Raw genomic sequence first — 24,393 nt, forward strand, 5'->3', positions numbered from 1 at the left:
AAATTCGCGTTCGGGGAGAGGCATGTCGCCGCGTTCCGAATCCGCGCGCATAAGGGGAAGAAGATGAACTACGTCCGCACCGGCATGCTGATGGCCGGCCTCACCGCGCTTTTCGGCGCGGTCGGTTACCTGCTCGGCGGCGGCAGTGGCATGCTGATGGCGCTGGGTTTCGCCGCCGTCACCAATCTCTTCAGCTATTGGAATTCCGACCGGCTGGCGCTCGCCGCCCACAACGCCCACGAGGTCGATGAGCGCAGCGCGCCGGAGCTCTACGGCATGGTGCGCGACCTCGCGGCGCGCGCGAACATGCCGATGCCGCGCGTCTATCTGATCGACGAGGATCAGCCCAATGCCTTCGCCACCGGTCGCAACCCGCAGAACGCAGCCGTCGCGGCGACGACCGGCATCCTGCGCACGCTGAGCTATGAAGAGCTTGCCGGCGTGATGGCGCATGAGCTGGCGCATATCAAGAATCACGACACGCTGACGATGACGATCACCGCCACCATGGCCGGCGCGATCTCCTCGCTGGTGACCTTCGGCATGATGTTCGGCTCGCGCGACAACCGCCCGAACCTCGTCGTCCAGATCCTGCTCTCGATCCTGGCGCCGATGGCGGCGATGGTGATCCAGATGGCGATCTCCCGCTCGCGCGAATACGAGGCCGACAAGCTCGGCGGCGAGATCTGCGGCAACCCGGTCTGGCTCGCCGATGCTCTCGCCAAGATCGCCGGCGGCGTCGCGCATACGCCGAACGAGACGGCGGAGGCGAAGCCTGCTACGGCGCATATGTTCATCATCAATCCCCTGACTGGCGGCGGCATGGATTCCCTGTTCTCGACACACCCCGACACCGGCAATCGCATCGCCGCGCTGATGGAGCAGGCTCGCGCCATGGGCATCGGCAGCCATGCTGGCGGCTTTATGGGCCAGGCTGCGCAGAGCCCATGGGGCGGGGCGGGCTCGGGCCATCAGCCCGGGCCGTGGGGCTGATCCGGTGGCGAAGGCAGGCAGGCAGGGCGCTCGCAACCAGGTGCCGCAGGATGACGGCGATGCGGACAGCGCCCCCGTTCAGGGGCTGCCGGCGCGGAAGCTCGCGGCAGCCGTCATCGACGAGGTGCTGCGCGCGAAGCTGGCGCTCGACGATACCCATGACCGGCTGGCGCCGCCTTTCGGGTTGGACGCGGCCGACAACGCGCTCGCCCGCGCCATTGCGATCACCGCCTTCCGTCGCCTCGGCACGATCCAGGAAGCGATCAACGCCAGGCTCGAGCGCGGAAGCCCGCGCAATTCAGGGCCATTCGAGCCGATCATGGTCGCGGCCGCCGCACAGATCCTCTTTCTCGACGTGCCCGACCATGCCGCCGTCGATCTCGCCATCCGCCATCTGCACGAAGACGCCCGCGCTTCGCGCTATGTCGCGCTCGGCAACGCGCTGCTGAGGCGTCTCGCCCGAGAGCGCGAAGCCATTCTCGCGGAAGCCGTCGACCCCTTCCTCGACACGCCCGAATGGCTCGCCGAGAGCTGGATGGAGAGCTATGGCGAAGACACCGCTGCCGCGATCGCGCAGAGCCATCGCGACGAGCCCCCGCTCGACCTCTCCGTGAAGGAGGACGCAGCGAGCTGGGCCGAGAAGCTCGACGGCCTGCTGTTGCCGACCGGTTCCGTGCGCCTGCGCGAGCGCCAAGCCATCACCGGCCTGCCTGGTTTCGACGAAGGCGCGTGGTGGGTGCAGGACGCCGCGGCCGCGCTGCCCGTGCGGCTGATCGCGCCCAAACCGAGCGAGCGCATCGCCGATCTCTGCGCTGCGCCCGGCGGCAAGACGGCGCAGCTTGCCGCGCTCGGCGCGCAGGTCACGGCCGTCGACCGCTCCGGCCCGCGCCTGCGCCGTCTCAGAGGGAATCTGGAACGTCTCGGCCTGTCCGCTGAGATCGTCACGAAGGATGCCCTGCTCTGGGAGTCCGAGCCCTTCGACGCCGTGCTGCTCGACGCGCCCTGCAGCGCCACCGGCACGATCCGGCGCCACCCCGACGTCGCCTGGACCAAGTCTCCCGAGGATCGCGCCAAGCTCGTCGCCCTGCAGGCGCGCCTGCTCGAGGCGGCGGCGCGGCTGACGCGGCCGGGGGGACGGTTGGTCTACTGCACCTGCTCGCTCGAACCGCAGGAAGGCGAAGCCCAGATCGAGGCCTTTCTCGCTGCGCATCCCGACTTCGCCCGCAAGCCGGTCGAGCCGGCCGAAATCGGCGGGCTTGCCGATGCGATCGATGGCAATGGCGACCTGCGCACGCTCCCGCACCAGCTCCGCAACGAGACGCCCCGCCTCTCGGGATGGAGCGGATTTTACGCAAGCCGCCTGATCAGGCTATGACGATGCGGGGATTCGCGTTGTCGAACGGCACAGAGCAGGATGCGAAAAAGTGGGAACCGGTTTTTTCGCATGAATCCTGCTCTAGCTTTTGGTGAGAGACGGATTCAGATTTCAAACGGGTTCACTCCGTGATCCCGTTTGAAATCATCCGGCTCTATGCGTAATGGGTACGGGGCGTATCGGGGCATTGAACGGGTGGTCTGAGCGCAGGGGGTTGGCGCAGGCCGCGATCGGACGGGCGGCCCGGCGGACCCGCGGCCAGTTCGTCGGCTTCGCGCGCAAGCTCTGGCCCTTCGGCCGCTCCACGGCGACGCGCCTGCTCTTCGCTCCACATGACCTGCGGACCTCCGACCCGACGACCGCCGGCGACATTTATGCCGGCTATTACGCCTTCGCCGGACGCACGCTGCGCACCCATGGCGAATCGCCCTTCGACAGCCAGCCGCCCAGCGAGGCCTGGGCCGAGGCGCTGCACGGCTTCGGCTGGCTGCGCCACATGCACGCGGCCGACACCGCGATCGCCCGCGCCAATGCCCGCGCGCTGGTCGACGACTTCATGACGAGACGGCGCGATCGCACGGAGATCGCCCGCCGGCCGGCCGTCGCGGCGCGGCGGCTGATCTCCTTCCTGTCACATTCGCCGCTGCTGCTCGAGGGCGCCGACCACGTCTTCTACGAGCGCTTCGTGCGCCATGTCTCGCGGCTCGCCGACCGGCTGAATCTCGCTCTAGCCGGAGCCGTCGAAGGCAGTGCGCGGCTCAACTGCCTGATCGCCGTCGCCTTCGCCGCGATCTGCCTGGATGGGCAGGACGGACGTCGGCGGCGGCTGGAATATCTGCTCTCCGACGAACTCGACCACCAGATCCTGCCCGATGGCGGCCATGTCAGCCGCAATCCGCGCCTGCTGATCGAGTTCCTGCTCGACCTTTTGCCGCTGCGCGAGACCTTCATGGCGCGCGGCATCGAGCCGCCTCGTGGCGTGCTGATGGGAATCGAGCGGATGATGCCGCATCTGCGGCTGTTCCGGCATGGCGACGGCGCGCTCGCTCTGTTCAACGGCATGGGTACGACCCCGCCCGACCTGATGGCAACGCTCGCCGCCTATGACGATGCCCGCGCCCGCCCGATCGAGCAGGCGGCCTATTCCGGCTACAGCCGGCTGTCCGGCGAGCGCAGCGTCGTCGTCATCGATGCGGGACCGCCGCCGCGCGGAGCGCAGTCGGTCGAGGCGCATGCGGGGTGCCTCTCCTTCGAGCTGTCCAGCGGCTCCCAGCGCCTCGTCGTCAATTGCGGCACCAGCCGCTATGGCTCGAACGAGTTGCGGCTGGCGGCGCGCAGCACCGCCGCCCATTCCACGGTGACGCTGGACGACCGCTCCAGCGCCGCCTTCGGCCTCGTGCTCGGCGAGATGCGGGTCGTGGCCGGCCCGACCGATGTCCGGGTCGCCCGTCAGGATTCGGAAGAGGGCCAGGAATGGGTCGGCAGCCATGACGGCTATCGTCGCGGGCTCGGCGCCGTGCATACGCGCCGGCTGCTGCTCGCCCGCGACGGCGCGGCGCTTTCGGGCGACGACGAGATCACACTGACGGCCAAGCCCGCCGACCTGCCGGCCGTCGCCCGCTTCCATCTGCACCCCTCGGTCAAGCCGAGCCTGATCCGGGAAGGCCAAGGCGCCATGCTGTCGCTGCCGAATGGCGAGGTCTGGGCCTTCGAGGCCTCGGGCCTCCCGGTTTCGATCGAGGAGAGCATCTTCCTCGCCGCCTCCGATGGGCGGCGGCGCACCGAGCAGCTCAGCGTCGCCTTCGACGCCGCCGCCATGCCCCGCATCGCCTGGCGCTTCAGCCGTGTCGGCGCAGCCGCCTCGCAGACGGCGCGCTTCAAGCCACCGCCGGAGAACGGAATTCCCCCGGAACCGGCACAGGGTGCGTGATCCTGCGGCAAAGTGAGATGAGTCACTTTGCCCCACCCTTTAAAGCTATATTAAGCTGCTGATTCGTTTAATCTTTCTCAAAAGGAGAGATTCGTGGCGGACAGCACTTACAATCTCAATGGCGGCTTCAAGCCGACTATGAAGCGGTTCGCCGACCTTCAAGGCCCGGATTTCTTTCCAACGCCTGCTTGGGCGACACACGCACTGATTGATAACGAGTCATTCAAGGGAGAAGTCTGGGAGTCGGCTTGCGGCAACGGTGCGATGTCACGCGTTCTCGAACAAGCATCCCGGTCAGTGGTAAGCTCAGATTTGTACGATCGAGGTTACGGTGACGCTGGCATCGACTTCCTCCAAGCAAAGCGCCGAGCCGACAATATCGTTACCAATCCACCTTACAATGCCGCTGAAGGTTTCGTTCGGTCTGGCGTTTCCCAAGCCAAACACAAATTCGCGCTGCTCCTGCGGCTCGCCTTTCTTGAAGGTGCCAACCGGGCGAATACAATTTTCTCCGAATGCCCGCCAAACCGCGTCTGGGTGTTCAGCGAGCGGATCACGTTCTATCCCGCTGGCGCAGTCCAACAAGGAAGCGGTACCACCGCGTATGCGTGGTTTGTCTGGGACAAAGATGCGCCCAGCGGGACCGAGTTGAAGTGGTTCAAGCCGGGCTATAAGCACCGGTTCAACTGAGAAACCTCGGTCTCATACGCGGTAGCCGACGCCCGGGACATGGGTTAAGCGACCGTCGTTGATGAAGTTCCCCGGAACCTGATCGTGCGACTTAATGTTGCGTACGAGTTGGTGCCACATCGGCTCGCCTGGGCGCGTGACGGAGGGCGCCAGATTTGCTGCGCTTAAGTGCACGTGATTGGGGATTTCACGATAGGCGCGCTTGTAAGTGCAAAGGCCGCCGTTGGCGTTCGCGATCTGCACGACGCCGCGGGCAATGTCATTCTCGTCAGCCATAATACCCCCTGAGTTGTTGCAGCCAAGATTTCCCCATACGGTTGAAATGGGCAAGCCAAATTTCAACCCGGCAGCACCGCTGCGCACCGCCATCCTTTTGCTTTGCGTGGCGCAGCGTGATAGCTCGCGCGAAATCGCCTGCCTTGCAGATCGCCTGCCTCACAGAATCCTGGAATTGTCCCGATGCCGACTGAGCTTCGCCGCGTCGAACGCGCCCTCCTATCCGTCTCCGACAAGACCGGACTGATCGATTTCGCGCGTGCGCTGAACCGGCTCGGCATCGCGCTGGTCTCGACCGGCGGCACCGCCAAGGCGATCGCCGATGCCGGCCTTCCGGTGACCGACGTCTCCGATCTCACGGGCTTCCCGGAGATGATGGACGGTCGCGTCAAGACGCTGCATCCCAAGGTGCATGGCGGACTGCTCGCCGTCCGTTCGCACCCCGAGCATCAGGCCTCGATGCTGGGCCACGGCATCGCCCCGATCGACCTGCTTGTCGTCAATCTCTACCCCTTCGAGGCGACGGTCGCCGCGGCCAAGCCCTATGACGACTGCATCGAGAATATCGACATCGGCGGGCCGGCGATGATCCGCGCCGCCGCGAAGAACCATCACGACGTCGCCGTCGTCGTGGATGCCGACGACTACGCCTCCGTACTCAGCGAGCTCGAGGCCCAGAAAGGCGCGACGACGCTGACGCTGCGCCGCAAGCTCGCGCAGAAGGCCTATGCCCGCACCGCGGCCTATGACGCCGCGATCTCGAACTGGTTCGCGAACGAACTCGGCGATACCGCGCCGGCCTATCGCGCGCTCGGCGGCAAGCTGGCCGAGGCGATGCGCTATGGCGAGAACCCGCATCAATGGGCCGCCTTCTACCGCACGCCGGGCAACCGGCCCGGTGTTTCGACCGCGCGCCAGGTTCAGGGCAAGCAGCTCTCCTACAACAACATCAACGACACCGACGCCGCGTTCGAATGCGTCGCCGAGTTCGCTCCCGAGGCATCGGCTGCCTGCGTCATCGTCAAGCATGCCAATCCCTGCGGCGTCGCCACCGGCGCCTCGCTGCTCGCCGCCTATGAGCGGGCGCTGGCCTGCGATCCCGTCTCGGCCTTCGGCGGCATCGTCGCGCTCAACCGCAAGCTCGATGGCGAGGCCGCGAAGAAGATCGTCGAGATCTTCACCGAGGTGATCATCGCGCCCGATGCCGACGAGGAGGCCATCGCCCTGATCGCGGCCAAGAAGAACCTGCGCCTGCTGCTCACCGGCGGTTTGCCGGATGTGCGCGCGCCCGGTCTGTCGCTGCGTACCGTCTCCGGTGGCTTCCTCGCCCAGGCCCGCGACAATGCCGTCGTCGACGACATGGAGCTGAAGGTCGTGACCAAGCGCCAACCGAGCGCGCAGGAGCTAGCCGATCTGCGCTTCGCCTTCCGCGTCGCCAAGCACGTCAAGTCGAACGCCATCGTCTATGTGAAGGACGGCGCCACCGTCGGCATCGGCGCCGGCCAGATGAGCCGCGTCGACTCCTCGCGCATCGCCGCCTGGAAAGCCGGCGAGGCGGCCAAGGCGGCCGGCCTGTCGGAGACGCTCGCCAAGGGCTCGGTCGTGGCCTCCGACGCCTTCTTCCCCTTCGCCGACGGCCTGCTAGCTGCAGCCGAGGCCGGCGCCACGGCCGTGATCCAGCCGGGCGGCTCGATGCGCGACGACGAGGTCATCAAGGCGGCCGACGAGGCCGGCCTCGCCATGGTCTTCACCGGCCATCGCCATTTCCGGCACTGAGGCATTTTTCGGACAGGGAACGGAGACGGCATGCATACGGTGAAGATCATTGCAGCCGGCTTCGCTCTGCTGGGCGCCCTGCATTTCCTGGCGCGCTGGCTGAAGCTCGGCGGCGGCGATCCGACGGGCTTTGCCGTCAAGCTCTTCCTGCCTCTGTGGCTGGTCGCCTCGCTGGTCAACCTCTGGGTCGGCGTCAGCCGCGCGGGCTATACGGTGTTGCAGGAGATGCCGTTCTTCTCGTTGGTCTTCGGCCTGCCGGCCGCCTTCGCGATCCTGCTCTTCCTCAGGTTCCGGTAGCCCGATGAGCCTCGACTCCGTCCGTGCCTTCTTCGCAGAGCATGCTCCCGACATCGCGATCATCGAGACGCCCGAGAGCAGCGCGACGGTGGCGCTCGCCGCCGCTGCGCATAGCGTCGAGCCGGCGCGCATCGCCAAGACGCTCTCGCTGCGCATCGGGGAGCGCGTCGTGCTCGTCGTCGCGCGCGGCGATGCCAGGCTCGACAACCGCAAGGTCAAGGCCGCGCTCGGCGGCAAGCCGCGCATGCTGGATGCCGAGGAGGTCGTCGCCCTGACCGGCCATCCCGTCGGCGGCGTCTGCCCCTTCGGCCTCGCCACGCCGCTGCAGGTCTATTGCGACGTCTCGCTCAAGGCTTTCGACGAGGTGGTGCCTGCCGCCGGATCGACCCAGAGCGCCGTGCGCATCTCGCCCGAGCGCATGGCCACACTGACATCGGCCGAATGGGTCGATGTCTGCCAGGATCCAGCCTGACGAACCTGATCAGTTCCCGCCCGCCAGCCGCTGCGTCAAAGCCATCGCGGCTGGCGGATTACGCACCTTGTCGCCGCTGATGACATAGAGAAAGACGTCGCGCGGACCGGCCTCCGACGCCGCCGGGCCGACCTTGTCAAGCCCGGCGGGCACCTCGCCCTTCGCCCAGCTCCGGGCGCGCTCGACCCAGCGGTCGAGTTCTTCGTCGGAATAGCCGTTCGGCTCGGCCTCGCGCGTGCCCATGATGCGGACATAGACGAAGGGCGCCGTCACGTCGGCGATCTGTGTGTAATCGGAATCGGCAGCGGTGATCACGGCGACACCGTATTCCCGCAGCAGCGCGATGAACTCGGGCGTGCGGAAGCTGTCATGGCGGACCTCTACGGCATGGCGCAGCGCGATGCCGTCATGCGATTTCGGCAGCAACTTCAGGAAAGCCTCGAAATCGGCGGGATCGAATTTCTTCGTCGCCATGAACTGCCAGTTGATCGGCCCGAGCTTGTGCTTGAGCTCCGTCAGGCCGCTGGTGATGAACTTCTCGATCGAAGGCGCCGCCTCCGCCAGGACGCGACGATTGGTGATGTAGCGCGAGCCCTTGAGCGCGAAGACGAAGTCGTCGGGCGTCTCCTCTCGCCACTTGGCGAAGCTCTCGGGCTTCTGGGAACCGTAATAGGTGCCGTTGATCTCAATCGAGCCGAGGCGCCCGGCGGCATATTCCAGCTCGCGCTTCTGCGGCAGGCCGTCCGGATAGAAGGTGCCGCGCCAGGGCTCGAAAACCCAGCCGCCGATCCCGACCCTGACCGTGCCTCGTGTTGCCGTCATCTGGGCTCTCCCGCGTCTGCTGTCGCAGGCAGGCAGCGAAATCGCCGAACTCTGCGCCGCGTATCGGAGCGGAACATAGCAGCCCGAACCGGCCGGCTGAACTCGCCTGGCGACATCACATGTCAGCAGCGTCCGATAAGCGGGCGATGCGTCACGGATGAAGGCTTGCTTCACGCGCCATCCTAGAATCTCTCTAAATCATTGTTGTTGTGAGATAATTTGGCTTTGGCTAAGTGATGCCCGACAATCCTCTGCCGTGATGTCGAGCGGGGCAATGCGCAGTACGAACTTGCTCAGGTTTCCAACAGGCCCGGTCGGATGAAATCACTGTTCAAGAACAGCCCCTCCCGGTTTGACGCTTCGCCGTCGGAACGCCCCGGCACCGCGCCCCTGTTTGCGCTGGATGGCGTTTCCTATTCCATTTCGGAGCGGATGCTGCTGGAGCCGCTGACGCTGACCCTGCCGGCGCGGCGCGTAGTCGGGCTGATCGGCCACAACGGCTCGGGCAAGTCGACGCTACTGAAGATTCTCGCGCGCCAGCAGCCGGCCAGCGGCGGGCGCGTGCAATTCGAGGACAAGCCGCTCGGCGACTGGGGCGACCGGACATTCGCGCGCAAGGTCGCCTATCTGCCGCAGCAGACACCGCCGGCGACCGGCATGCTGGTGCGCGAACTCGTCGCGCTCGGCCGCTATCCCTGGCATGGCGCGCTCGGGCGCTTCGGGCAGGTCGACCGCGAGAAGGTGGCCGAGGCGATGGCGCTGACCGATGTCGAGATGTTCGCCGACCGATTGGTCGAGACCTTGTCGGGCGGAGAGCGCCAGCGCGTCTGGCTCGCCATGCTGGTCGCCCAGGACGCAGAATGCCTGCTGCTCGACGAGCCGATCTCGGCACTCGACGTCGCGCACCAGATCGAGGTTCTGGCGCTGGTGCGCCGGCTGGCCGACGAGCGCGGGCTCGGCGTGATCCTCGTGCTGCATGACGTCAACATGGCGGCGCGCTTCTGCGACGAGATCATCGCCCTGCATTCCGGCCGGCTGATCGCGCGCGGGACGCCCGACGAGATCCTGACACCCGAGCAACTCGAAGCCATCTACGGCGTGGGCATGGGAGTGATGCTGCATCCCGACACCACACGCCCGCTCGCCTTCGTCCGCTGAACCGGCACGCCAAATGCCCTTCCAATGAGCCAGATCATGTCCCAGCCCCACCGCATCGCCTCCCGCCTGCCGGCCGCCCTTCTCGCCTCGGTGATCGCGCTCGGCCTGCATTCGGCCGCATGGTCGCAGCAGCAGCCGGCCAGCGACGCCGGGGAGGAAGCGCCCGCCGCCGCGGCGCCGCGCGCCGCCCCGCTGCCGATCAGCCCGCCGCGAACCGCGCCCCGGCCGCCCGCGCCGGCGCCGGCCAGGCCGGCGGCACGCCCCGCACCGGCCACAGCCCCGATGCAAACGCAGGCACAGTCCGCCGCCCCCGCATTCGTCGGCCAATCGGCCGGGGCGACGCTGCCCAACGGCGCCAGCGCCATCAATGAGATCTTCGGCGACTGGACGGTGGATTGCCGCCTCAGCGACGGGCAGAAGGCCTGCGTGCTGTCGCAGGCCCAGGGCAACAACCAGAACAACCAGCGCGTCTTCGCGATCGAGCTGCGCACGCCGGCGGGTGGCAAGACCGAGGGCGCGATCCTGATGCCTTTCGGCTTGCGCCTCGAGAACGGCGCGATCCTGCGCCTCGACGACAAGGATCTCGGCCAGGGCCTGCGCTTTTCGACCTGCGTGCCGGCCGGCTGCCTCTTGCCGGTGTCGTTCCCGACCATCGCGACCGACGCCATGAAGACGGGCAAGACGCTGACGGCCGCTGCCTTGAACCTTTCCACCGGCGAGCCGGTCGCGTTCAACATCTCGCTGAACGGCTTCGCGGCGGCGCTCGCCCGCATCACGCAGCTTGGCGGCTAACGGTTCGACCGCCACCTGATTCCGAGCACCTTAATCCGCGAAGCCAAGGTCGTCGGCCGAAGTCCCATCAGATCGGCAGCGCCGCCTTGGCCGCTGATCTTGCCGCCGGCTGCCTCCAGCGCCGCGAGGATGGCGGCTCGGTCGCGGGCCCGCCTCTCCGTCTCGGTGAGGACGGCTGCGGTCGCCGCATGGGGAAGCTGCTGCGCGCCGGCCTGCCCGCGCTCGCGCGGCAGGTCGATGAGGAGTCGGCCATTGCGGGCCAGGATCGCGGCGCGTTCGATCACATTCTGCAATTCGCGGACATTGCCGGGCCAGTCATAGGCGCAGAGCCGCGCGACATCGCCCTCGCTCAGCGTCAGCCCCTCGACCTTGAGCTTGCGGGAAGCACCAGCGAGGAAATGCAGGGCCAGCAACGGAATATCCTCGACGCGTTCGCGCAGCGGCGCTGACAGGATCGGGAAGACGTCGAGCCGGAAATAGAGGTCCTCGCGGAAGCGCCCCCCGCGGACCTCGCGGCGCAGATCCTTGTTGGTCGCGGCGATGATGCGGACATCGACATGGCGGGTGCGCTCCTCGCCGACGCGCTCGAACTGGCCCTCCTGCAGCACGCGCAGCAGCTTGCCCTGAAGTTCGAGCGGGATTTCGCCGACCTCGTCGAGGAAGAGGGTACCGCCATCGGCGAGCTCGAAGCGCCCGATACGGTCGCGCAGCGCGCCGGTGAACGCGCCCTTCACATGGCCGAAGAACTCGCTCTCGAAAAGTTCGCGCGGGATCGCGGCGCAGTTCACGCGGATCAGCGGGCGGGCATTGCGTCCGCTCGCCTCATGGATCGCGCTGGCGATCAGTTCCTTGCCGGTGCCGGATTCGCCGGTCACCAGCACGGCGGCATCGGTGCGCGCCACCAGCTCGACCTGGCTCAGGATCTTCTGGATCGCGCCGGAGCGGCCGACGACGCCGCGATGGTCCCGCTCCAGCCGCATCTCCTCCTGCAGATAGGCGTTCTCGCGCTGCAGCCGCTCGCGCAGCGTATCGACCTCGGCCAGCGCCGCGCGCAGGCGCTCGTCGGCCTCGTGGCGCTGGCTGATGTCGCGGAAGATGATCACCGCCCCGACGAGGCGGCCCCGGTCGCGGATCGGCGTCGAGGTGTACTCGACCCAGAAGCCCGAGCCGTCCTTGCGGAAGAACATCTCGTTCTCGACGTGATGCACCGCCCCGTCGCGGAAGGCGGCATAGATCGGGCATTGCTGGTGCGGGTAGTGGGTGCCGTCCGGACGGTGGTGGTGGACCGCCGCATGCATGTCGCGGCCGATCAGCTCGCCCGTTTCCCAGCCGAGCATGGCTTCGCCGGCCGGATTGACGAAGGTCGTCCGCCCCTCCGCATTGACGCCGAAGATGCCCTCGCCGGCCGCGCGCAAGATGAGCTGGTTGCTGCGCTCGAGCTCCTGGAACAGCCGCTCGGTGCGTCGCCATTCGCCGAGCCCGCCTCGCAGATGGTCCTCGGCCTCGGCATCGAGATCGCGCCGGTGGCGTATCTCCAGATCATAGAACGTGAGTAGGATCGAGGGGTCCGGCCGGGTCAGCAGCCGCGAGCCGATGCATTCGGCGTGCATCGGCGCCTCATCGGCCCGCAGCGGCGCCAGCGAGCGCGTCCAATAGCTGCCCTTGTGCAGCACCGCCTCCGTGAAGACGATCAGCGCCGCCGCCTGTTCCGGAAAGAGCGACAGGATCGAGGTTCCGACGAGATCGCCGCCAGCCGGCTCGAACAGCCGCCGCGCCTGCCCGTTCGCCGCAAGTATCCGTCCCGAGAGCACGTCCACCGCTATGGCGGCGTCGACCATGCTCTCGAACAGCCAGGTCGTCTGCGGATGCTCGCTCACAGCGTCGATCCTCACGAAATCTCGCGAATTAAATCACGAACTCTCGTCATTCACGAAATTTCGTCAAGTCACGATTTTTCATAAGCTATTGATTTTCAAGCGCCCGCGAGAGCCCGCCCGGTTGGCCCAGCGCTTGCTAATCCAAGCGACACGACCAGCAGCCCATTCGACGAGCCGGAGGACAGCGCATGGCCTTGTTCAAGAATCCCTTCGATGGCGAGCGCCGCATCCGCCGGGGCTGCGACTGCGGGCGGCATGAGAGCCAGTCCGCCCATGAGCGCGCCATGCGGGCCGAGGCGATCGAGGTTTCGGCCTCGGAGGACGGGCGCTATTCCCGCGTCGTCGAGAACGCGGTCATGCGCGCGCTCTTCCCGCATGACGCGCAGCGCCGCTTCTTCCTGAAGCAGGTCGGCGCCTCGACCGCGATGACGGCGATCTCCAGCCTCTTCCCGCTCGCCGCCGCGACCGAGGCCTTCGCCCAGGCCGTGCCGGAGAAGAAGGACCTGAAGGTCGGTTTCATCCCGATCACCTGCGCCACGCCGATCATCATGGCTTCGCCGATGGGCTTCTATGCCAAGCACGGCCTCAATGTGGAGGTCATCAAGACTGCGGGCTGGGCCGTGGTCCGCGACAAGACGATCAACAAGGAATACGACGCCGCCCATATGCTCTCGCCGATGCCGCTGGCGATCTCGATGGGGGCGGGCTCGAACCCGATCCCCTACACGATGCCCGCGGTCGAGAACATCAACGGCCAGGCGATCACGCTGGCGACGAAGCACAAGGACAAGCGCGATCCGAAATCCTGGAAGGGCTTCAAATTCGCCGTGCCCTTCGACTATTCGATGCACAACTACCTGCTGCGTTACTATCTCGCCGAGAACGGCATCGATCCGGACACCGATGTCCAGATCCGCGCCGTGCCGCCGCCGGAGATGGTCGCCAATCTGCGCGCCGACAACATCGACGGCTTCCTCGCACCCGATCCGGTGAACCAGCGCGCGGTCTTCGACGGCGTCGGCTTCATCCACATCCTGTCGAAGGAGATCTGGGACGGGCACCCCTGCTGCGCCTTCGCCGCTTCGCGCGAATTCGTGACGCAGACCCCCAACACCTATGCCGCCCTGCTCAAGGCCATCATCGACGCGACCGCCTTCGCCTCCAAGGCCGAGAACCGCAAGCAGATCGCGGAGGCGATCGCGCCCGCCAACTATCTCAACCAGCCGGTGACCGTGGTCGAGCAGGTGCTGACCGGGACCTATGCGGATGGGCTCGGCAACATCAAGCGCGACCCCAAGCGCATCGATTTCGACCCCTTCCCCTGGGAAGGCTTCGCCGTCTGGATCCTCACCCAGATGAAGCGCTGGGGCCAGATCAAGGGCGACGTCGATTACGCCAAGGTCGCGAAGGAGGTCTTCCTCCAGACCGACACCGCGAGGCTGATGCAGGAGGTCGGCCTCACCCCGCCGTCCGGCTCCAAGACGATCGTCGTGATGGGCAAGACCTTCGATGCGACGAAGCCCGAGGACTACATCAAGAGCTTCGCGATCAAGCGGACGTGAGACGCTTGATGTCGCGCGAAACGCGAACCGTCATTGCGAGCGAAGCGAAGCAATCCAGACCGCAGGGCGCTACGTCCCCCTGGATTGCTTCGTCGCTACGCTTCTCGCAATGACGGCGGAGCCATAACATGACCCTCCCCCTCAACATCCGCGCTTCGGTGCTCTCGCTGGCGATCCTCATCGTCTTCCTCGCCTGCTGGCATATCGCGACCCAGTCGGGCGGCGCAGGGCCGGCGGCGAACATCGACCCGGAATACGCCAAGCTGATGGGTCAGCAGGTCACCCAGGGCAAATCGGCCATGCCCGGCCCGCTCGATGTAGCAAAGACGATTTGGGGCCATCTGCGCGACCCGTTCTACGACAAGGGTCCCAACGACAAGGGGCTCGGCATCCAACTCGCCTATTCGCTCGGCCGCGTGCTGCTGGGCTATGTGCTGGCGGTGCTGCTCGCCGTACCGCTCGGCTTCCTGATCGGCATGTCGCCGCTGATCTCCAGGGCGCTCGATCCCTTCATCCAGGTCCTGAAGCCGATCTCGCCCTTGGCCTGGATGCCGCTCGCCCTCTACACGATCAAGGATTCGAGCATCTCGGCGATCTTCGTGATTTTCATCTGCTCGGTCTGGCCGATGCTGCTGAACACGGCCTTCGGCGTCTCGGCCGTGCGCAAGGAATGGCTGAACGTCGCCCGCACGCTCGAGGTCGGACCAGTGAAGCGGGCCTTCACCATCATCCTGCCGGCCGCCGCACCGACGATCCTGACCGGCATGCGCATCTCGATCGGCATCGCCTGGCTCGTCATCGTCGCCGCAGAGATGCTCGTCGGCGGAACGGGCATCGGCTACTTCGTCTGGAACGAGTGGAACAACCTCTCGATCACCAACGTCATCGTCGCCATCACCGTCATCGGCGTGATGGGCATGCTGCTCGACCAGACGCTGGCGCGGCTCCAGCGCGCCGTCACCTATCCGGATTGATGTCATGCAGGAGAACTCTGGAGCCCCGAAGTTCATCTCGATCGAAGGCATAGCCCGGCGCTATCCGAAGGCTGGCGGGGGGACGACCACGGTGTTCGAGGATCTCTGGTTCTCGATGAAGAAGGGCGAATTCGCCTGCATCATCGGCCATTCCGGCTGCGGCAAGACGACGGTCCTGAACATCCTGAACGGTCTCGACGCACCGGATACGGGAGCTGCCATCGTCGACGGCCGGGCGATCGAAGGCCCATCGCTCGACCGGGCCGTGATCTTCCAGGGCCATTCACTGCTGCCCTGGCGCACGGTGCTGGGCAATGTCGCCTATGCGGTCAAGGCAAGGCATCGCGACTGGTCCAGGGCGCAGGTGAACGCCCATGCGATGGCCTTCATCGAGAAAGTCGGGCTGAAAGGGTCCGAACTGAAGAAGCCGTCCGAGCTTTCGGGCGGCATGAAGCAGCGAGTCGGCATCGCGCGCGCGCTCTCGATCGAGCCCAAGATGATGCTGATGGACGAGCCCTTCTCGGCGCTCGACGCGCTGACGCGCGGCACTCTGCAGGACGAGGTCCGGCGCATCTGCCTGGAAACCGGCCAGACCGCCTTCATGATCACGCATGACGTCGACGAGGCGATCTACCTCGCCGACCGGATCGTGCTGATGACCAACGGGCCGCAGGCGATGATCGCGGAGATCGTCGAGAATCCGCTGCCGCGCGAGCGTCTGCGCACGCAGGTCCATCACCACCCCGACTATTACGCCATCCGGAACCACCTGATCGATTTCCTCGTCACCCGTTCGAAGTCGTTCAGGGACGCCATTCCCGCCGGCTACGACCGCCGCCACCCCCCGGTGGTGCGACCGAGCGCAGGCGGGGACGGCCCCGATGCCGGACGCCAAGCCGCATGATCCCCACTGCCCGATATTCATCGAAGCCGCCCAAGGAGAAGCATCAATGAAGCGCGAAGAGCTCACCGAGAAGATCCTCGACATCAAGCGCGAGAAGGGTTGGAGCTGGAAATACATCACCGAGGAGATCGGTGGGATGTCCGAGGTGCTGATCGTCGGCGCGCTGCTCGGGCAGATGAAGCTGGTGAAGCCGCTGGCGGAGAAGGCAGCTGCTTTGTTCGGGCTGACCGAGAACGAGAAGCGGATGCTCAACGAAGTGCCCTATCGCGGCACGGGCACGCCGATGCCGCCGACCGACCCGCTGATCTACCGCTTCTACGAGATGGTGATGGTCAACGGCCCGGCCTGGAAGGCGCTGATCGAGGAGGAGTTCGGCGACGGCATCATGTCCGCGATCGACTTCAACATCGAATTCGAGCGCGAGCCCAACCCGAAGGGCGACCGCGTCAAGATCGGCATGTCCGGCAAGTTCCTCCCCTACAAATATTACGGCAACGAGCAGGGCATCCCGGATTACGGCTTCAAGGAGGCGTGAGGCGATGAGCCGCCCGCCGCTGCCGCCCTTCACGCGCGAGACCGCCATCCTGAAGGCCCGGATGGCGGAGAACGCCTGGAACCTGCGCGATCCCGAAAAGGTCGCGCAGGCCTATACGCAAGACAGCAGCTGGCGAAACCGCTCGGAGTTCTTTCAGGGCCGCGACGCCATCGTCGCCTTCCTGAGCCGCAAATGGCAGCGCGAACTGGATTATCGCCTCGTCAAGGAACTCTGGGCCTTCCACGACAACCGGATTGCCGTGCGCTTCCAGTACGAATGGCACGACGATGCGGGGGCCTGGTTCCGCTCCCATGGCAACGAGCAATGGGAGTTCGACGAGGCCGGGCTGATGCGGCGGCGCGAGGCCAGCATCAACGACGTCGCCATCGACGAGGCGGACCGCCGCTTCCGCTGGCCGCTCGGGATCAGGCCTGACGATGCGCTCGGCCTGCCGGATCATCCCTGACCCGATCGATCAGATGTCGAGCGTCGTCTCGCGCTCCCATTGCGTGAGGTGACGCGAATAGGCGTTCCATTCCTCTGTCTTGAGCTTCAGGAAGCCATCGACGACAGGCGCGCCGAGCGCGCTGCGCAGGATGCTCGACTTGTCGAGGGCGCGCAGCGCGTCGAGCAGGTTCAGTGGCAGCTTCCGGGCGCCGCGGACCTTGTGGCCGTCCGTATACATGTTGATGTCGAGACGCTTGCCGGGATCACGCTTGTTCCGGATGCCGTCCATGCCCGCCGCCAGCACCGCCGCCGGCAGCAGATAGGGATTGGCGGCACCGTCGGCGAGGCGGAACTCGAAGCGCCCGGCATCGGGAACGCGGATCATGTGGGTGCGGTTGTTGCCGGTATAGGTCACGGTGTTGGGCGACCAGGTCGCGCCCGAGACGGTGCGCGGCGCATTGATGCGCTTGTAGGAATTCACCGTCGGATTGGTGATGGCGCAGAGCGCTTCGGCATTGTGGATCAAGCCGCCGATGAAGCCATAACCCAGGCCTGATAGACCGAGTTCACCCTTCGGATCGGCGAAGGCATTGGTCTCCCCCTGCCACAGCGAGACATGCATGTGGCAGCCCGAGCCGGTAAGGTCGATGAAGGGCTTCGGCATGAAGGTCGCGCGCAGGCCGTGCTTCTCGGCGATGGAGCGGACCATGAACTTGAAGAAGACGTGGCGGTCGGCCGTCTTGAGCGCATCGTCATAGTTCCAGTTCATCTCGAACTGGCCGTTGGCGTCCTCATGGTCGTTCTGATAGGCGCCCCAGCCCAGCGAAAGCATCGCGTCGCAGATCTCGCGAATAACCTCATAGCGGCGCATCAGAGCCGACTGGTCGTAGCAGGGCTTCACGGCGTTGTCGGCCGCGTCCGATATCGCGGTGCCGTCGGACGAGATCAGGAAGTACTCGCATTCGACGCCGGTCTTCATCGTGTAGCCATCGGCGGCGGCGAGCTGGTTCTTCAGCACGGTGCGCGGCGCCTGGGCAACCGGCTTGCCGTCCATCATGAGATCGGCGGCGAGCCAGCCGACCTCCGGCTTCCACGGCAACTGGATCAGGCTGTCGGGATCGGGCACGGCGAAGAGGTCGGGATCAGCCGGGCTCATGTCGAGCCAGGTCGCAAAGCCGGCAAAGCCCGCGCCGTCGCGCTGCATCGGCCCGATCGCGCTCGCAGGGACGAGCTTGGCCCGCAATCCGCCGAACAGATCGACATAGGAGATCAGGAAATACTTGATGCCGCGTTCGCTTGCGACCTTTGCGAGATCGGTGGCCATGTCCGTCGAAATCCCCTCGAAGGCCCGTTTTCGGGCTCATTCACATTGTGCGGCGCGCCGCGGCTCAGAACCGGCCGGTGCCTCCCGGTATCCAGTCCGTGCCCGCAAGCGGGACTCGTGCCATCGCGGCGGCCTCGATCGTCAGCGCAACCAGATCCTCCGGTTCGAGGTTGTGGACGTGGCTCTTGCCGCAAGCGCGCGCGATGGTTTGGCATTCCAGCGTCAGCACAGCGAGGTAATTGGCGAGGCGGCGGCCGGCCGCGACAGGATCGAGCCTGGCCGACAGCTCGGGGTCCTGCGTGGTGATGCCGGCCGGGTCGCGGCCTTCATGCCAGTCGTCATAGGCGCCGGCCGTCTTGCCCAGCGCCTGATAATCAGCCTCCCAATGCGGATCGTTGTCGCCGAGCGCGACCAACGCCGCCGTACCGATCGCCACCGCATCGGCGCCCAGCGCCAGCGCCTTGGCGACATCGGCGCCGTTGCGGATGCCACCGGAAACGATGAGCTGGACCTTGCGATGCATGTCGAGGTCCTGCAGCGCCTGGGCGGCCTGACGGACGGCAGCGAGCGTCGGGATGCCGACATGCTCGATGAAGACGTCCTGCGTCGCCGCCGTGCCGCCCTGCATGCCGTCGACGACGACGACGTCGGCGCCGGATTTCACCGCCAACGCCGTATCGTAGTAGGGCCGTGCCGCGCCGACCTTCACATAGATCGGCTTCTCCCAATCGGTGATCTCGCGCAGCTCGCCGATCTTGATCTCGAGATCATCCGGCCCGGTCCAGTCCGGGTGGCGGCAGGCCGAGCGCTGGTCGATCCCCACGGGGAGGGTCCGCATCGCGGCGACGCGCTCGGTGATCTTCTGGCCGAGCAGCATGCCGCCGCCGCCTGGCTTGGCACCCTGCCCGACGACGATCTCGATGGCGTCGGCCTTGCGCAGATCGTCGGGGTTCATGCCGTAGCGCGAAGGCAGATATTGGTAGACCAGCGTCTGCGAGCTCCGCCGTTCCTCCTGCGTCATGCCGCCGTCGCCGGTCGTGGTCGAGGTGCCCAGGGCGGAGGCGCCGCGCCCGAGCGCCTCCTTGGCGTTGGCGGAGAGCGAGCCGAAGCTCATGCCGGCGATGGTGACGGGAATCTTCAGCGTGATCGGCTTCTTGGCAAAGCGCGTGCCGAGCACGACTTCGGTCGAGCATTTCTCGCGATAGCCTTCGAGCGGATAGCGCGAGATCGAGGCGCCGAGGAACAGCAGATCGTCGAAATGCGGGACCTTGCGCTTCGCACCGGCGCCGCGGATGTCGTAGATGCCGGTCGCCGCCGCGCGGCGGATCTCGGAGAGGGTGTAGTCGTCGAAGGTCGCCGAGCCGCGCGGCAGGGTGCGGGGGGCCTTGCTCAGCTCGCTCATCGCGCTCCGCCTCAGTAGCTCGACACGTTGTCGACGTGGAAATGGTAGAGGGTGCGGGCCGAGCCGTAGCGCCGGAACTCTCCGACATCGACCATGCCCGCGAGCCCTGCCTCCGCGAGCTTGGCGGCCAGCACGGCGCGATGCTCGTCGCGCATTTCCTTCTCGATGCAGTCGGCGCCGAGGCTCGCCACCTTGCCGCGCACGAACAGTCTGGCCTCGTAGAGGCTGTCGCCCAGCGCCTCGCCGGCATCGCCGAGGACGACGAGATTGCCGGCTTGAGCCATGAAGGCCGACATATGGCCGACCGAGCCCTTCACGACGATGTCGACGCCCTTCATCGAGATGCCGCAACGCGCCGAGGCATTGCCGTCGATGACGATCATGCCGCCGCAGCCGGTGGCGCCGGCCGACTGGCTGGCATCGCCCTTCACATGGATGAAGCCGGACATGATGTTCTCGCCCAGCCCGACCCCGGCATTGCCGTTGACGGTGATGCGGGCCTGCTTGTTCATGCCGCCGCAATAGTACCCGACCGGCCCGTCCACCTCGATCGTAACGGGTGCGTCGACGCCGACCGCGACCGAATGCTGGCCGCGCGGATTGGCGACGCGCCACAGCGTCTCGTTGGTCGGCAGCCTTTCGGTGGCAGATTTACCGTCCAGCGCATGCAGGGCCGCGTTCAGCTCCCGCACGCTGCCCAATGCGAGGTCGATGGCGTGATGTTCGGTCATTCCGCGCGATCCCAGAAATAGACCTTCGCGGGCTCCGGCTCCCAGAGCCGCGCCGTGCCGATGCCGGGCAGGTCGGCGAGTGCGCGATATTCCGAGCCGAAGGCGACGTAAGACTCGGTTTCGGCCATCACAGCGGGCTTGCAGGCGATCGGATCACGCAGCACGCCGAAGCCCGATTCGGTGCCGACGACGAAGGTGTAGAAGCCGTCCAGATCGTCCAGCGAATGCTCCAGCGCCTCGCCGAGGCTGTCGCCGCCGCGCATGCGGGCCGTCAGATAGGCGGCTGCGACTTCGCTGTCGTTGTCGGTCGAGAAGCTCAGGCCCTGGCGCTCCAGCCCGCGGCGCAGGCCGCGATGGTTCGAGAGCGAGCCGTTATGGACGAGGCACTGGTCCGCCCCGGTCGAGAAGGGGTGGGCTCCGTCGGTCGTGACCGCACTCTCGGTCGCCATTCGGGTATGGCCGATGCCATGGCTGCCGGCCATGCGCTCCAACCCGAAGCGGGTCGCCACATCGCTGGGCAGGCCGACCTCCTTGTAAAGTTCCATCCGGGTGCCCGCACCGACCACGGCGATGCCGGGTGCGAGTTCAGCCAGCTTGGCGCGCAAGGCGGCCTCGCCGGCGGCGGACACCGTCAGCACCGCATGGGTGTCGCGCGCGATGATCTCCGCACCGAGTTCCGAGCCCAACGCGCCGAAGTCGGTTCCGGCCGGGCCGCGCAAGGTGAGCTTGATCGCGCCGGGCGTCCCATCGCCATAGATGGCGAAGCCGGCGGAATCCGGCCCACGATCGCACATCACGCCGAGCATCGTGGAAAGCATCGCGCCGAGCTCTGGCTCCAGAGCGCGATCCTTGATGAACAGCCCGACGATTCCGCACATGGCGCCGATCCCTGGAGAAGCCATCGTCCGATGACGAGGAATTCTTAAGGAGGCATCGGGGCCGCGTCAATCGAAAGGAATATATTTTTCCTATGAAGAAACTACATCCTGCCCGGCTGCCGGCCGTAGATGATGATCGACAGATAGGTCATAGGGCGGACCAGAAGGTCCTCCGGCCCATGCGTCGCGGCGGAATCGAACATCAGGGAATCGCCGGGCCGCAGATGGTAGCGGCTGTCGCCATGGCGATAGACGACCTCGCCGGTCAGCATATAGATGAACTCAGCCCCGGCATGGCGGAAGCCGGTATAGGGGACGGCATCCTCGCTCAACGTGATCAGATAGGGCTCGACCGCGATGTCGCCGCCGAGCGCATGGCCGAGGAGTTCGTAGATATGACCAACCTTGGTGCCTCGCCGGTCGATGCGCACGCCCTGCCCGGCCGCGACATAGGAGCAGTCGCGCTTCTCCTCGAAACTCGTGAAAAGCGAGCTGATCGGCGTGTTCAGCGCCGTCGTGATCGCCTGCAGGCTGGCAAGCGACGGCGAGATCAGGCCGTTCTCGATCTTCGAGAGCATGCCGACGGAGATGCCCGCCGAACCGGCCAGGTCGGATACGGTCAGGTCGAGATCGCGCCGGATCGCGCGGATGCGCTGGCCGATGGCCTGCTCCAGGCCACGCCCTGCCTCAGGAGCGCCGGAGCCGGTCCGCGGGTGCTCGGGCGCGGTCTCCTCAGGCGCCGAGGCACCGCTGTTTTTGGACGATGCAGCCACGCCTGCCCCCATTTTCGTCTCTTCGGTCGCAAGCGACCACACGGCCTCAACGACGAGGGCTGGCCCGCTTCACACGAAAAGCATTATCTCGCTGGGAAAGAACGGCAAGGGCCCCGGCTTTGAGGCCATCGGCGGTCACGAACCCACTGCCTCTGGCTGTCGGTCCAAGCTTCTGTCCTCTTGCCTGGAACGCGAAAGCCCCGCCTGTCTTCACAAACTGGGGTTGCCCAATGGGTCCACCGACGCCGACCTCCGCGTTGGATCGATGCTTCGACCGCTCCAGCGCGCCACAAGCGTGCCGTCGCGTTCGGGTGGAATGGGTCATGGCCGGCAGTGGGGCGCTTCCGGAAGCTGGACGCGGGTGGCGGGTTGGATAGGTGGCTGCCGACGATCCGATGCGGAAGCGTTGATCAGACGACCAACGCAGGGGCTCCGAAAGGACCCCGTTTCCAGCCATGCCGAGCGACCGGATTCCACGCTTGTGTCGTCTCCGCATGAGAGGCGATACCGCCCAGGATTGGACGGTTGCGGCGGGTTGTGCTGTGGTACGGCTATGCCTCATCCCCCGCTTCACATCGACTTCCTGAATGCGCTCGATGTCGAGGCGTTGGCCCTGACCGACGCGGAGATCATCGCCGCCGTGGAGGCAGGTCTTGCCGCACAGGGGCACAGGCAGACAGAGATCGAACCGCGCGTGCATCTGATGCCGAAGGCCGGCGCCAACGGCCATTTCAATGTGCTGCGCGGCGCTTTTCGCGCGCCGATCAATCGCGCCGGCGTGAAGGTGATCGGTGACTTCGTCGACAACTACAAGCAGGGCCTGCCCTCCGAGATGGGGCTGCTCCTGCTGATGGACCCTCTGACGGGCGTGCCGACCGCGATCGTCGACGGCAGCCACCTCACCGATATGCGCACCGGTGCCATCACGGCGATTGGCGCGAAATATCTCGCGCGCAAGAACTCGAAGGTGCTCGGCCATGTCGGCGCGCGCGGCACGGCATACTGGAACGTGCGCCTGCTCGATTCCCTGTTCGACTTCGACGAGATTCGCGTCCATTCCCGACGCCCTGAAAGCAGGGACGCTTTTGGCGAGCGCCTTTCGGCCGATCTCGGCAAGCGCATCGTCGTCACGGATGACTGGCGCTCCTGCGTGGAAGGCGCCGACATCGTCGTCGAGGCTTCGCGGCTGAACACGCCCGAGCCCATGCTGAAAACGGAATGGATCAAGCAGGGCGCCTTCGTCGTACCGTATGGCACGATGAGCGCGGTCGAATTGTCGCTCACCGACATCATGAGCAAGCTCGTCGTCGATGACTGGGGCCAGTGCAAGGGCGGCCCTTTCGGCTCGCTGCGCGCCCATGTCGAGGCGGGCAAGCTCTCGGAGCAAACGCTGCATGCCGAGATGGGCGAGATCGTCGCCGGCCTGAAGCCTGGCCGCGAAAGCGATGACGAGACCATTCTGTTCTGGCATCGCGGCCTTTCGCTTTCGGACATCGCGTTGGGCCACTTCATGCTGGAAAAAGCCAGGACGATGGGCCTCGGCCAGCGGCTGCGCTACGCGTGAGCCTGGTCGCCAATGCGCGGATGTATGCCGTCGATGCGACGACGGCCGCAGCCTGGGCAGCTCTGTTTGCGCACGTTGCCGCCCGGAGCGGGGTCGCGCTCGACGTGATCGCACATGCCGCGCCGGCGCCGCTCGAAGAGCTTTGGCGTCGCGATGATCTCGGGCTCACCTTCATCTGCGGCTATCCCTTCGCGCGTGGTGGCTTCGCGCTGAGGCCGGTGGCCGCGCCGATCCCTGCCTCAGGCGATGGCCGGCCGCTCTATGCGACGCATCTCGTCGTACGGGCCGACAGCGATATCGCAACCCTGGAGGACAGCTTCGGGCAGCGGCTGGGCTGGACGGTGGAGCACTCGCAATCGGGCTTCAACGCCGTCAGGACGCATCTGCTTCCCCACTGGCAGGCGAAGGGCCGGCTCTACGCGCGCAGTATCGGGCCGCTGTCGACGCCACGCCGGGTGATTGATGCCTTGCTCGCCGACGAGATCGATATCGGCCCGCTCGACTCGTATTTCCACGACCTATTGCTGGCAGCGGAACCTCAGACAGTTGCGCGGCTGCGCGTGGTCGCGACGACAGCGCCGCGACCGATGCCGCTGTTGGTAGCCTCGCAAGGCGTCGCCGATGCGACCATCGCGGCACTGCGGCACACCCTCCTGACCGCAGCCGATGATCGGGCCGGCTGCGAGATCCTGGCGCGTCTGCGTCTCGCGGGGTTCTCGGCGGTCGAGCCGGACAGCTATCGGGTGCTGGCCCGCGAGGTCGACACTGCCGACGCCGCTGGCTACGCGCAGCCCAGCTGACCGAGTTCCTCCGTCAGTGCGAGCACAGCGAAGCAATGACG

General features: G+C 66.2%; 24 protein-coding genes. 16 read left to right on the forward strand and 8 right to left on the reverse strand.

Annotation, left to right across the window (positions count from 1 at the left end; translation table 11 throughout):
* Window positions 1-63: 63 nt before the first annotated feature.
* From htpX to AC1RMY_RS21020, 4 genes are all read left to right on the forward strand, one after another.
* Entirely contained in the window at window positions 64-993 is a 930-nt protein-coding gene (gene htpX, locus AC1RMY_RS21005) for a zinc metalloprotease HtpX (protein ID WP_492867822.1), read from the forward strand.
* Window positions 994-997: 4 nt separating this feature from the next.
* Window positions 998-2,368, forward strand: coding sequence for an RsmB/NOP family class I SAM-dependent RNA methyltransferase (locus AC1RMY_RS21010; protein ID WP_492867824.1), 1,371 nt, complete (start codon window positions 998-1,000; stop codon window positions 2,366-2,368).
* Between the two features lie 214 nt (window positions 2,369-2,582).
* Window positions 2,583-4,298 carry a heparinase II/III family protein gene (locus AC1RMY_RS21015; RefSeq protein WP_492867826.1) on the forward strand — a complete coding sequence of 572 codons (1,716 nt, stop codon included), beginning with the start codon at window positions 2,583-2,585 and terminating at the stop codon, window positions 4,296-4,298.
* A 93-nt stretch (window positions 4,299-4,391) separates the two neighbouring features.
* The gene (locus tag AC1RMY_RS21020) at window positions 4,392-4,988 is read left to right on the forward strand and encodes a hypothetical protein (RefSeq protein WP_492867828.1); all 597 of its coding nucleotides are present in this window, start codon (window positions 4,392-4,394) and stop codon (window positions 4,986-4,988) included.
* 12 nt (window positions 4,989-5,000) lie between these two features.
* Here AC1RMY_RS21020 and AC1RMY_RS21025 read toward each other — a convergent pair whose 3' ends face one another.
* Window positions 5,001-5,357: a hypothetical protein gene (locus tag AC1RMY_RS21025; protein WP_492867830.1), complete on the reverse strand. Its 357-nt coding sequence runs from the start codon at window positions 5,355-5,357 to the stop codon at window positions 5,001-5,003.
* Between the two features lie 90 nt (window positions 5,358-5,447).
* Here AC1RMY_RS21025 and purH point away from each other — a divergent pair, with 90 nt between their 5' ends.
* Genes purH through AC1RMY_RS21040 form a run of 3 tightly spaced genes read left to right on the forward strand, consistent with a single transcriptional unit; the run spans window position 5,448 to window position 7,809 of the window.
* The gene (purH, locus tag AC1RMY_RS21030; protein ID WP_492867832.1) at window positions 5,448-7,040 is read left to right on the forward strand and encodes a bifunctional phosphoribosylaminoimidazolecarboxamide formyltransferase/IMP cyclohydrolase; all 1,593 of its coding nucleotides are present in this window, start codon (window positions 5,448-5,450) and stop codon (window positions 7,038-7,040) included.
* A gap of 30 nt (window positions 7,041-7,070) precedes the next feature.
* The gene (locus AC1RMY_RS21035; protein WP_492867834.1) at window positions 7,071-7,337 is read left to right on the forward strand and encodes a hypothetical protein; all 267 of its coding nucleotides are present in this window, start codon (window positions 7,071-7,073) and stop codon (window positions 7,335-7,337) included.
* A gap of 4 nt (window positions 7,338-7,341) precedes the next feature.
* Window positions 7,342-7,809: a YbaK/EbsC family protein gene (locus tag AC1RMY_RS21040; RefSeq protein WP_492867836.1), complete on the forward strand. Its 468-nt coding sequence runs from the start codon at window positions 7,342-7,344 to the stop codon at window positions 7,807-7,809.
* A 9-nt stretch (window positions 7,810-7,818) separates the two neighbouring features.
* Here the strand turns inward: AC1RMY_RS21040 and AC1RMY_RS21045 are convergent, their stop codons facing one another.
* Entirely contained in the window at window positions 7,819-8,631 is an 813-nt protein-coding gene (locus tag AC1RMY_RS21045; protein WP_492867838.1) for a DUF72 domain-containing protein, read from the reverse strand.
* 318 nt (window positions 8,632-8,949) lie between these two features.
* On the opposite strand from AC1RMY_RS21045, the gene AC1RMY_RS21050 reads away from it, so the two are divergent.
* Together AC1RMY_RS21050 and AC1RMY_RS21055 are read left to right on the forward strand one after the other, a co-directional pair.
* A complete protein-coding gene (locus AC1RMY_RS21050) occupies window positions 8,950-9,789 on the forward strand; it encodes an ATP-binding cassette domain-containing protein (RefSeq protein ID WP_492867840.1) in 840 nt (279 codons plus the stop codon).
* Window positions 9,790-9,825: 36 nt separating this feature from the next.
* Window positions 9,826-10,581, forward strand: coding sequence for an invasion associated locus B family protein (locus tag AC1RMY_RS21055; RefSeq protein WP_492867842.1), 756 nt, complete (start codon window positions 9,826-9,828; stop codon window positions 10,579-10,581).
* Here the strand turns inward: AC1RMY_RS21055 and AC1RMY_RS21060 are convergent.
* A complete protein-coding gene (locus tag AC1RMY_RS21060) occupies window positions 10,578-12,419 on the reverse strand; it encodes a sigma-54 interaction domain-containing protein (RefSeq protein WP_492867891.1) in 1,842 nt (613 codons plus the stop codon). The two genes, AC1RMY_RS21055 and AC1RMY_RS21060, sit on opposite strands and share 4 nt — an antisense overlap.
* Before the next feature lie 227 nt (window positions 12,420-12,646).
* Here AC1RMY_RS21060 and AC1RMY_RS21065 point away from each other — a divergent pair, with 227 nt between their 5' ends.
* From AC1RMY_RS21065 to AC1RMY_RS21085, 5 genes are all read left to right on the forward strand, one after another.
* A complete protein-coding gene (locus AC1RMY_RS21065; RefSeq protein WP_492867844.1) occupies window positions 12,647-14,020 on the forward strand; it encodes a CmpA/NrtA family ABC transporter substrate-binding protein in 1,374 nt (457 codons plus the stop codon).
* Window positions 14,021-14,148: 128 nt separating this feature from the next.
* A complete protein-coding gene (ntrB, locus tag AC1RMY_RS21070; protein WP_492867846.1) occupies window positions 14,149-14,994 on the forward strand; it encodes a nitrate ABC transporter permease in 846 nt (281 codons plus the stop codon).
* A gap of 4 nt (window positions 14,995-14,998) precedes the next feature.
* Complete coding sequence (locus tag AC1RMY_RS21075; protein ID WP_492867848.1) at window positions 14,999-15,898, forward strand: ABC transporter ATP-binding protein; 900 nt, start codon at window positions 14,999-15,001, stop codon at window positions 15,896-15,898.
* Between the two features lie 46 nt (window positions 15,899-15,944).
* Window positions 15,945-16,433, forward strand: coding sequence for a cyanase (gene cynS, locus AC1RMY_RS21080; RefSeq protein ID WP_066717228.1), 489 nt, complete (start codon window positions 15,945-15,947; stop codon window positions 16,431-16,433).
* A gap of 4 nt (window positions 16,434-16,437) precedes the next feature.
* Window positions 16,438-16,899: a nuclear transport factor 2 family protein gene (locus AC1RMY_RS21085; protein ID WP_492867850.1), complete on the forward strand. Its 462-nt coding sequence runs from the start codon at window positions 16,438-16,440 to the stop codon at window positions 16,897-16,899.
* Window positions 16,900-16,908: 9 nt separating this feature from the next.
* Here the strand turns inward: AC1RMY_RS21085 and glnT are convergent, their stop codons facing one another.
* The 5 genes from glnT to AC1RMY_RS21110 form a co-directional block, all read right to left on the reverse strand.
* On the reverse strand, window positions 16,909-18,204 hold the full coding sequence (gene glnT, locus AC1RMY_RS21090) for a type III glutamate--ammonia ligase (RefSeq protein ID WP_492867852.1): 1,296 nt from the start codon (window positions 18,202-18,204) through the stop codon (window positions 16,909-16,911).
* A gap of 64 nt (window positions 18,205-18,268) precedes the next feature.
* Window positions 18,269-19,606 carry an FMN-binding glutamate synthase family protein gene (locus AC1RMY_RS21095; RefSeq protein ID WP_492867854.1) on the reverse strand — a complete coding sequence of 446 codons (1,338 nt, stop codon included), beginning with the start codon at window positions 19,604-19,606 and terminating at the stop codon, window positions 18,269-18,271.
* A gap of 11 nt (window positions 19,607-19,617) precedes the next feature.
* Window positions 19,618-20,337 carry a protein glxC gene (locus AC1RMY_RS21100; RefSeq protein ID WP_492867856.1) on the reverse strand — a complete coding sequence of 240 codons (720 nt, stop codon included), beginning with the start codon at window positions 20,335-20,337 and terminating at the stop codon, window positions 19,618-19,620.
* Window positions 20,334-21,215: a class II glutamine amidotransferase gene (locus AC1RMY_RS21105; protein WP_492867858.1), complete on the reverse strand. Its 882-nt coding sequence runs from the start codon at window positions 21,213-21,215 to the stop codon at window positions 20,334-20,336. The genes AC1RMY_RS21100 and AC1RMY_RS21105 overlap by 4 nt, the downstream gene beginning before the upstream one ends.
* A 101-nt stretch (window positions 21,216-21,316) precedes the next feature.
* Window positions 21,317-22,000 (reverse strand): helix-turn-helix domain-containing protein, encoded by a 684-nt coding sequence (locus AC1RMY_RS21110; RefSeq protein ID WP_492867860.1) that lies wholly within the window; start codon window positions 21,998-22,000, stop codon window positions 21,317-21,319.
* 541 nt (window positions 22,001-22,541) lie between these two features.
* Between AC1RMY_RS21110 and AC1RMY_RS21115 the strand changes: the two genes are divergently transcribed.
* Window positions 22,542-23,552, forward strand: a complete 1,011-nt coding sequence (locus tag AC1RMY_RS21115; protein WP_492867862.1) for an ornithine cyclodeaminase family protein — start codon at window positions 22,542-22,544, stop codon at window positions 23,550-23,552.
* Window positions 23,549-24,352 (forward strand): phosphate/phosphite/phosphonate ABC transporter substrate-binding protein, encoded by an 804-nt coding sequence (locus AC1RMY_RS21120; RefSeq protein WP_492867864.1) that lies wholly within the window; start codon window positions 23,549-23,551, stop codon window positions 24,350-24,352. Before AC1RMY_RS21115 ends, AC1RMY_RS21120 begins: the two co-directional genes overlap by 4 nt.
* Window positions 24,353-24,393 lie beyond the last annotated feature (41 nt).

It is taken from the genome of Allobosea sp. GW822-FHT03F07, from assembly GCF_058801345.1.

Coding starts and splice junctions, on each gene's coding strand:
- htpX (WP_492867822.1), top strand. CDS start 64: ATGAACTACGTCCGCACCGGCATGCTGATGGCCGGCCTCACCGCGCTT.
- AC1RMY_RS21025 (WP_492867830.1), bottom strand. CDS start 5,357: ATGGCGGTGCGCAGCGGTGCTGCCGGGTTGAAATTTGGCTTGCCCATT.
- purH (WP_492867832.1), top strand. CDS start 5,448: ATGCCGACTGAGCTTCGCCGCGTCGAACGCGCCCTCCTATCCGTCTCC.
- AC1RMY_RS21035 (WP_492867834.1), top strand. CDS start 7,071: ATGCATACGGTGAAGATCATTGCAGCCGGCTTCGCTCTGCTGGGCGCC.
- AC1RMY_RS21040 (WP_492867836.1), top strand. CDS start 7,342: ATGAGCCTCGACTCCGTCCGTGCCTTCTTCGCAGAGCATGCTCCCGAC.
- AC1RMY_RS21045 (WP_492867838.1), bottom strand. CDS start 8,631: ATGACGGCAACACGAGGCACGGTCAGGGTCGGGATCGGCGGCTGGGTT.
- AC1RMY_RS21050 (WP_492867840.1), top strand. CDS start 8,950: ATGAAATCACTGTTCAAGAACAGCCCCTCCCGGTTTGACGCTTCGCCG.
- AC1RMY_RS21055 (WP_492867842.1), top strand. CDS start 9,826: ATGTCCCAGCCCCACCGCATCGCCTCCCGCCTGCCGGCCGCCCTTCTC.
- AC1RMY_RS21060 (WP_492867891.1), bottom strand. CDS start 12,419: ATGGTCGACGCCGCCATAGCGGTGGACGTGCTCTCGGGACGGATACTT.
- AC1RMY_RS21065 (WP_492867844.1), top strand. CDS start 12,647: ATGGCCTTGTTCAAGAATCCCTTCGATGGCGAGCGCCGCATCCGCCGG.
- ntrB (WP_492867846.1), top strand. CDS start 14,149: ATGACCCTCCCCCTCAACATCCGCGCTTCGGTGCTCTCGCTGGCGATC.
- AC1RMY_RS21075 (WP_492867848.1), top strand. CDS start 14,999: ATGCAGGAGAACTCTGGAGCCCCGAAGTTCATCTCGATCGAAGGCATA.
- cynS (WP_066717228.1), top strand. CDS start 15,945: ATGAAGCGCGAAGAGCTCACCGAGAAGATCCTCGACATCAAGCGCGAG.
- AC1RMY_RS21085 (WP_492867850.1), top strand. CDS start 16,438: ATGAGCCGCCCGCCGCTGCCGCCCTTCACGCGCGAGACCGCCATCCTG.
- glnT (WP_492867852.1), bottom strand. CDS start 18,204: ATGGCCACCGATCTCGCAAAGGTCGCAAGCGAACGCGGCATCAAGTAT.
- AC1RMY_RS21095 (WP_492867854.1), bottom strand. CDS start 19,606: ATGAGCGAGCTGAGCAAGGCCCCCCGCACCCTGCCGCGCGGCTCGGCG.
- AC1RMY_RS21100 (WP_492867856.1), bottom strand. CDS start 20,337: ATGACCGAACATCACGCCATCGACCTCGCATTGGGCAGCGTGCGGGAG.
- AC1RMY_RS21105 (WP_492867858.1), bottom strand. CDS start 21,215: ATGTGCGGAATCGTCGGGCTGTTCATCAAGGATCGCGCTCTGGAGCCA.
- AC1RMY_RS21110 (WP_492867860.1), bottom strand. CDS start 22,000: ATGGGGGCAGGCGTGGCTGCATCGTCCAAAAACAGCGGTGCCTCGGCG.
- AC1RMY_RS21115 (WP_492867862.1), top strand. CDS start 22,542: ATGCCTCATCCCCCGCTTCACATCGACTTCCTGAATGCGCTCGATGTC.